At 65.8% G+C, this 556-nt stretch carries 2 protein-coding genes; both read right to left on the bottom strand.

All coding sequences use genetic code 11. The features are described 5' to 3' along the window. On the bottom strand, positions 1-239 hold a 239-nt coding region (locus tag Q664_RS47155; RefSeq protein ID WP_200883874.1), incomplete at its 3' end, for a transposase. A gap of 48 nt (positions 240-287) precedes the next feature. Next, positions 288-556, bottom strand: a 269-nt coding sequence (tnpB, locus tag Q664_RS47150; RefSeq protein ID WP_043412693.1) for an IS66 family insertion sequence element accessory protein TnpB, incomplete at its 5' end; no start/stop codon positions are given.

Raw genomic sequence — 556 nt, 5'->3', positions numbered from 1 at the left:
TGTGTCAGAAACAGCGAGAGTTGCTCGGCCGTCAGCTTCTCGCTTTGGCGGCCAAACCGCTGGCGCATCGCCTTGAGCAGGCGCAGCTCCAACTCGGCGTTCTTCTCCACCAGTTGCGTGAGCAGGCCCACCACCAGCTCAATGGCCTGCTCCTCCTGGCCCTCGGCCAGCAGCCCTCGCAGCAGCGCCGCCACGCCGTGCACGTCCGTCTTCTTCTTGCCGGGGGCCTGTGCGCTCATGACGCGCGACATGAGCCACGGCCCGGTCCCTCAACGCAAGAGGTTTTCTCACACAGGTGACTTGAGAGGTGGGGGCTGCCAGCGCGGCCGGCGCACGCTGGCCTTCAAATCAATCCCCTCCAGCAGCAGGGTGAGCTCCACCGCCTCGAGCCTCACCCCGCCCGTGTCCTCCGGCAGCGGATGCGGCAGGCGGAAGCTGCCCTTCTCCAGCCTCTTGGAGAAGAGGCAGAAGCCGCCCGAGTGCCACCACAGCACCTTCACCATGTCGCGCGTGCGGTTGAAGAAGACGAAGAGGTGTCCACTCAAGGGGTCCTCTC

It is taken from the genome of Archangium violaceum Cb vi76 (assembly GCF_000733295.1).
GTDB lineage: Bacteria > Myxococcota > Myxococcia > Myxococcales > Myxococcaceae > Archangium > Archangium violaceum.
Note: the sequence above shows the minus strand (reverse complement) of the source record. Positions and strands in the feature narration are given on the sequence as shown.